Annotated in this window: 3 protein-coding genes; 2 read left to right on the plus strand and 1 reads right to left on the minus strand. The window is 39.4% G+C overall.

Translation table 11 applies throughout. The features are described 5' to 3' along the window. Positions 1 to 2,753 (minus strand): ligand-binding sensor domain-containing protein (locus ACOVQ4_RS02450; protein WP_421819078.1); only part of this gene is annotated, 2,753 nt, incomplete at its 3' end. A gap of 202 nt (positions 2,754 to 2,955) precedes the next feature. Between ACOVQ4_RS02450 and ACOVQ4_RS02455 the strand changes: the two genes are divergently transcribed. Both ACOVQ4_RS02455 and ACOVQ4_RS02460 read left to right on the plus strand, forming a co-directional pair. After that, positions 2,956 to 5,943 carry a SusC/RagA family TonB-linked outer membrane protein gene (locus ACOVQ4_RS02455; RefSeq protein ID WP_421819079.1) on the plus strand — a complete coding sequence of 996 codons (2,988 nt, stop codon included), beginning with the start codon at positions 2,956 to 2,958 and terminating at the stop codon, positions 5,941 to 5,943. A 10-nt stretch (positions 5,944 to 5,953) separates the two neighbouring features. Beyond that, positions 5,954 to 7,561, plus strand: coding sequence for a RagB/SusD family nutrient uptake outer membrane protein (locus ACOVQ4_RS02460; RefSeq protein ID WP_421819080.1), 1,608 nt, complete (start codon positions 5,954 to 5,956; stop codon positions 7,559 to 7,561). The last annotated feature ends 28 nt before the right edge of the window (positions 7,562 to 7,589 follow it).

The following is a 7,589-nucleotide window of genomic DNA, read 5'->3' on the forward strand; positions in this document are numbered from 1 at the left end:
GCTATTTCGGTCAAAAAAATGTTGATATTTCCTTGCATGACATGCAATTGTAGCGCGCCAGATTCTACTTTTCGGAAATCCATTAATTCATTGGTCAATGCCAATAGACGTTTGGCATTTCGCTGAATCATCTCATAATAAGGAAGTGCCAAAGGACTTGGAAAATCCTTTTTTAACTTCTCCAATGGACCAAGTATTAAAGAAAGTGGTGTTCGTAATTCGTGTGAAATATTAGTAAAAAAATGTAATTGCTCCTGATGCAATTCTTCTTTTTGTTGCTCCTTAAGTTGCTGAATCGCCATGCGCCTACGAAACTGATAAAAAGTACGGATACCCGTCAGAATCAATATGAATGCAATAGCTCTAAACCACCAAGTCGCCCAAAATGGAGGGTGAATAATGACTTCTAAAGTGGTTACTTCGGGATTCCAAACACCATCGTTGTTAGAAGCTTTCACCATGAAGGTATAATTCGAAGGACTTACATTGGTATAAGATGCACGGTTTTCGGAGCCTGCTATAATCCAATCTTTGTCCCAGCCTTCTAGTTTGTAAGCATATTGATTATTTTCTGATGCGGTGAAGTTGAGCGCAGCAAAGTCAATCGAAAAGGTATTTTGTCTGTGACTTAGTTCCAGCGTTTTGAGGTAACTAATATCTTCTTCCAAAGGCGATTCTTTACCAACACCTACCTTTTTATTGAAAATTTGAAGACTGGTCAAATAAATAGGAGGGATGTAGTTATTGTTTGAAATTTTGTGAGGATAAAAAGCATTGAAGCCTTTCACTCCTCCAAAAAAAATCTGTCCGTCTTTGGTACGCAATGCTGCGTTTGGCTCAAACTCCAATCCCTGTAAGCCATCAGCTGAGTTATATTGTTGAAATTGAAGGTTTTGTGGGTTTAGTTTGGTAATGCCATTTGAACTAGAAATCCATAGATTTCCCTCATCATCTTCTACGATTCCTTTGATGAAATCCTCCGATAAATGAGCTTTGGTCGTAAATAACTTGAACTGTTGTTCTTTTTCATGCCATAGATAAAGTCCTCGATGACCTACCCAAATACGCCCTTGTCGGTCAACGAAGATGATTCGGATGTCTGGTTTTTTGGAATCTTTATGAAAAAAGTGAGAGAAAACACCCGTTTGCGGGTCGAGACAATTGAGCCCTCCGTCATCTGTTCCTATCCAAATTCTTCCTCTTAAATCTTGGTTTAGACAAATGATATTATTGCCCAACAACTGGGATTTTCGATTTTTCCCATAAAGTATTTTGACAAATCGTCCATCGGGTAAATATTGATACAAACCCCCATAATAAGTGGCTATCCAAAGACGTTGCTGACGGTCTTCAAATACCTGTTGGACGTAGTTTGAGCCAAGAGAATTGGGGTTGTTTTCTTGTTGTAAAAATCGCTTGAAACTACGAGAACCCTTTTCCAATACACTCAACCCACCTCCCCAAGTGGCTATCCAAAGCCGTTGTTGGTGGTCTTGTGTCAAGCCTAAAATTTCATTGGAACTAATGCCATTTGGCTGAGAAGGATTGTGCTTAAAATGTTCAAAAGTTTGGGTGTTTTTATGAAAAAGATTCAATCCTCCACCGTCTGTACCAATCCAAATATCACCAGAAGCATCTTCACAAAAAGCCCGAACATCGTTATAGCTCAAACTATTTTCGTTGAGTTGCTGACGAAATAATTGGAATTTTTGCACTTGAGACATATACAAATTAATTCCGCCTCGATGGGTGCCTATCCATAGGTTTCCTTGGTTGTCACCAAAAAGTGCTGAGATAGTTCTTTGACTAAGACCCTTGGGATTTTCGGGACGAGGTTGATAATTGGTAAAATGACCAGTAAGGGGTTCAAATAAGTTGAGACCGCCGTTGATACAACCTATCCAGATTTGTTTTTTATGGTCAATCCAAATAGATTTTACCAAATTGTTCGCCAGTGAATGTGGATTGAAATCTTGTTGAACGAATCGTTTTTTGATGCCTAGCCGATAATTAAAACTCATCAGGCCTTGCCCGTTGGTTCCTATAAGTAAGTTCCCCTGTGCATCTTGTGCCAGACAATTAATGGTAGGTCGAGCACCAACAATGGTTTCAGTATATTGAAAATGGCCATTGTGAGGCTCAAAAAAATAGAGTCCTTTGTCTGAACCAATCCAATAGTTATTCTCGGTGTCTTGGTAGAGGTTTGTAATCGCAATTTGTCCTGGTATTGAAGGGTTTAAGAAATACTTTTTAAAAGAATTTTCCTCTTTCCAAAGATTCAAAACTCCTCCTTGAGTGCCTATCCAAAGTTGTCCTTTATGGTCTTTCAATAAGGAGGTAATCGCATTATTTCCAAGGCTATTTGGATTTTGTTTTTGGTAAAAAAAACGTTCAAAAGTATTTTTATTTTCGTCCAAACGATTCAAACCATCAATGGTACCTATCCAAATATTTCCTTTTGCATCCTCGGTAATAGCTGTGACAAAATTGTCGCTCAAGCTAAATGGATTGTTTGATTCATTTTTATAAACTACAATATGTTTACCATCATAACGGTTGAGACCGTCTCTTGTACCAATCCATATAAAGCCTCTTTTGTCTTGATAGATGCATTCGATGGTACTATTGGAAAGCCCTTGTTCGATATTGATATGTTTGAAAGACATATCCCATTTTTGCCCCAAAATATTTTTTGTAGGAAAGCAGGATAATAGGATATTTCCAAGAATGAATAAAATGAATCTTTTTGACATACAAGACTGAATGATTTCGAGACGAAACAGTAAAAATAGTTATTCTAAAGTAAAGCATTTTTACTTAGAATAATTCCCTGAGCGCATTTTTAGAACGATTGAATCAAACTTTGGAACGATAGCACAAATAATTCCCTACGGCTCTCTCTAATTTTGACTTTGAAAATATTTTATAGCACTATATTGATAAATAAAGTCAAAAATGAGAAAATGTTTATGGTATTCTGTCTTGACAATACTGTGTACGCTAAGCAGTATTTTTGCTTATGCTCAAGACAAATTAATAACAGGTCGAGTGACAGATGCTTCTGAGGAGGCGCTCCCAGGCGTGAGTATTTCAGTCAAAAACAAAAAGGCTGCCATTATCTCCGATGCCAAAGGAGAATACAAAATTAAGGCTAGTACTGGAGATATATTAGTATTTAGTTCGGTTGGTTATGTAAAAGTTGAAAAAATGGTTTCTGCCGCCACCACTCTAAATGTAAGTTTGGTAACAGACAATACTTCGTTGGAGGAGGTAGTTGTAGTAGGTTATGGAACAAGTCGCAAAAAAGATTTGACAGGTTCGGTAACGTCTATTACTTCCAAAGATTTTCAAACGGGCGCAATTACCACACCTGAACAGTTGATTTCTGGAAAAGTCCCTGGTGTTTCTATTATCTCCAATAGTGGTCAGCCAGGTGCTGGTAGTACCATCCGTATCCGTGGAGGTTCGTCTTTGAGTGCCAGTAATAATCCTTTGATTGTGATTGATGGTGTCCCATTAGAGGGCGAAGGAGGCATTGCGGGAGCGTCCAATCCTTTGAGTTTTATCAACCCTAATGATATCGAAACTTTTACGGTGTTGAAGGATGCCTCAGCAGCGGCAATTTATGGAACTCGTGCTTCGAATGGGGTTATTATTATTACTACTAAAAAAGGAAAAAGTGGAGCTTTACGCATTAATTTCTCTTCCGTAAACTCCTTCTCTACTGTTGCTAAGCAAGTTAGTGTTTTGAGCGCAGATCAGTTTCGTTCTATCGTCAACGAAAAAGGAACAGCCGCACAAAAAGCTCTATTAGGTACAGCCAATACCAATTGGCAAGATGTGATTTATCAGACGGCTCACATGACTGACAATAACTTGAGTATTGGTGGAGAAGTCGCAAAATTGCCTTATCGTGTTTCACTAGGATTTCAGACGCAAACTGGGGTTTTGAAGACTGATAAGTTACAACGTACCTCTTTGGCTTTCTCACTAAACCCAACCTTTTTTAACAATCATTTGAAGGTAGATTTAAGTTTGAAAGGCTCACTTCAAAAGTCAAGATTCGCAAATTTAGGTGCGATTGGTGCAGCAGTTAGCTTTGACCCAACGCAACCCGTTTATGCAACAGTAAACCCGCAACGTTTTGGAGGCTATTTTGAATGGCTAGACCCTAACTCGCCAACAGGTTTGATGAACTTGGCAGGACGCAACCCTCTCGGAATGTTGGAGCAACGTTATGATGAAGGTACGCCGCAGCGTAGTATCGGGAATATTCAGTTTGACTATAAATTCCATTTTCTTCCTGAACTACGTGCTAACCTCAACTTGGGTTATGATGTGTCTAAGGGCGAAGGTACGGTCTATGTATCCGATAGCTCAGCGATTGGCTATGTAGTAGGTGGCAAGGGTGGAACCAACAATATTTACAAACAAACCAAGCAAAATACCTTACTCGAATTTTATCTTAACTATGTCAAAGATTTACGCTTCCTCAAAAGTCGTGTAGATGTAATGGCTGGTTATTCTTACAATAATTACCTAACCACCAATTATAATTATGCTAGCTACACTGCTAGTGGCGAAAAGTACCCGAATACAGACCCCGCTTTTCCTTTCGACAAACCAGAAAATACCTTGATTTCATTTTTTGGTCGTGCTAACTATTCGGTCAACAACCGATATTTCTTGACAGCTACGCTTCGTCGTGATGGTTCGTCGAGGTTTGCACCTGCGAATCGTTGGGGTCTTTTTCCATCCATTGCCTTGGCTTGGGATTTGAAGGAAGAAGGAATTTTTGCGAAAAATGAAACGCTTTCTACCCTAAAACTTCGTGCCAGTTATGGGGTTACGGGTCAGCAAGATGGTATCGGAAACTATGATTACTATTCTTATTATGCCTTAAGTGCGCCAAATGCGGCTTATCAGTTTGGCAATAGTTATTATCAAGGTTACCGCCCAGGAGGATTTTATGCTAATCGTAAATGGGAAGAAACTGCATCGACCAACCTTGCTCTTGATTACGGTTTTTGGGACGGTCGAGTAAAAGGTAGTGTTGATTTTTACGTAAAAAAGACCAAAGATTTATTGAATAATATTCCGCAACCTGCGGGGTCTAACTTCTCGGCGTTTATCGTTGCCAATGTCGGAAGTATGGAAAACAGAGGGGTGGAGTTTAGTGTAAGTACACAAATTATCCGCAAACGTGAGTTGACTTGGAATTTAGATTTTAATGCGACTTACAACGAAAACAAAATTACCAATCTTACCGTAGTGCCTGGCGACCAAAATTATGTTGGTTTCCCTTCTGGCGGAATTGCTGGAGGTATTGGTGGACAGTTTGCCTTCATCAACTCAGTGGGTTACTCTCGCAATACCTTCTATTTGTACAAACAAGTGTATGATGCTAACGGAAAACCCTTAGAAGGTGTATTCGTGGACAGAAATAGTGATGGCGTGATAAACCAAGATGATTTGTACAGAGGAAAAAGTTCAGTGCCAAAAGTTTTCTTTGGTTTGAGTAGCTCACTCAATTATAAGCGTTGGAATTTGGGTGTTGTGATGCGCTCGTCGGTGGGTAATTATGTATACAATAACAACTATAGTCAAAGTGGGGTATTGAATCAGATATTGGGAAATAATGTCCTCTACAATGCTTCTACCAACTATTTGACAACAGGATTCAAAGGAAATAGCCAACAATTGTTGAGTGATTATTATATCCAAAATGCTTCATTTGTGAGAATGGATAATGCGAATTTGAGTTATGATTTGGGTAAAATCATGAAAAATAGCAATGTCAATTTACGTCTCAATGCCAGTGTTCAAAATGTATTTGTAATTACCAAATACACAGGGCTAGACCCAGAGGTGGCCTCGGGTATCGATAACAATCTGTATCCTCGTCCACGTACATTCTCTTTAGGTTTGAACTTTGATTTTTAATGATAATTCTATGAAAATTTCCTATATAAAAATAACTATTGCAGCATTTTTACTAAGTATTGGTACATCCTGCACAAGCGATTTGGATTTATTGCCAACCAATGACATTACGTCCGAAACAGTTTACAAAACGCCTCAAGGATACAAACAAGGTCTGGCAAAAGTATATGCAGCCTTTGCTTTGACGGGCAACACAGGCGGAACAGGAAGTCCTGATATTCCCTCACAAATTATTGCCGATGAAGGAAACTCCGATTTCTTGCGTTTGTATTGGAACTTGCAAGAAATCACGACTGACGAAGCTGCTTGGACTTGGCAAAATGATGCGGGTATCAAAGGATTAAAAGAAATGTCTTGGTCGGCTATTAACCCTATTGTCAATGGATTGTATTACCGTTCGTTTTTTCAAATAACACTTTGTAACGATTTTATTCGTGAATCGTCGGATGCCAATTTGAGCCGAAGAGGCATAACGGGAACTGATGCCGACAATATCAGAAAATACCGTGCAGAGGCTCGATTTATTCGTGCTTATCAATATTGGGTGTTGATGGATATGTTCGGAAATCCTCCTTTTGCCACAGAAAACGATGCGATTGGGACAACTATTCCAAAGCAAATTCAGCGTAAAGATTTATTCAATTACATCGAATCTGAGTTGAAGGCTATCGAAACCGATTTGATTGCACCTGGGCAAAACGAGTACCCACGTGCTGAAAAATCAGCGGCTTGGGCATTACTTTCTCGCTTGTATCTCAATGCAGAAGTATACACAGGGACGCCAAAATACACAGAGGCAATTACCTATTGTAATAAGTTGAGAGATGCCAATTACGGTTTGCACACTAATTACCGTGAATTAACCATTGCTGATAATCATTTGAATACCAAAGAAAATATTTTCATGATTGCCTACGATGGAACCAATACCCAAAACTGGGGTGGAACTACCTATTTGACGCATGGTCAAGCAGCTTTACCAGGTGATTTGTCAGGAACAAATGGTAACTGGGGAGGCTTGCGCCATTCGCAAAACTTTGTGAGTTTGTTTGTTGACCCATCTGGAAACACCGATGTGCGCGCGCAGTTTTATACGACTGGACAAAATAGAGATATGAACGACTTGTATACAGGAACAGATGGGTATTCTTCTTCAAAATACAGAAACAAAACTCGTTCAGGAGCCAAAGCACCTAATCAAGATTTGGCAGGAAATTTTGTGGATATCGATTTTCCACTTTTCCGTATGGGAGAAATCTATTTGACCTATGCCGAGGCAGTATTGCGTGGTGGAACGGGTGGCGATTTGAGTACGGCTTTGTCGTTGGTAAACCAATTACGTACCCGTGCCTACAATGGCAAAACAACTGGTAATATTGTTGCGAATCAGCTGACCTTGGATTTTATTTTAGATGAAAGAGGCCGTGAATTATATTATGAAGCGCAACGTAGAACAGATTTAGTGCGCTTTAAAAAATTCACAACAGGCGCCTACCTCTGGGCTTGGAAGGGCGGTACTGCCAACGGTCGCTCGGTGGAGGATAAATACAATATCTTCCCGATTCCGGCTAATGACCTTTCTTCAAATCCAAATTTGGTTCAGAATAAAGGATACTAAGTAGTAGTGCTGAATGATGAGTTATGAA

Source organism: Flectobacillus sp. (assembly GCF_049240685.1).
GTDB lineage: Bacteria > Bacteroidota > Bacteroidia > Cytophagales > Spirosomataceae > Flectobacillus.

Excerpts from the sequence above, each read along its gene's own strand:
- ACOVQ4_RS02455 (WP_421819079.1), top strand. The coding sequence starts at position 2,956 with ATGAGAAAATGTTTATGGTATTCTGTCTTGACAATACTGTGTACGCTA.
- ACOVQ4_RS02460 (WP_421819080.1), top strand. The coding sequence starts at position 5,954 with ATGAAAATTTCCTATATAAAAATAACTATTGCAGCATTTTTACTAAGT.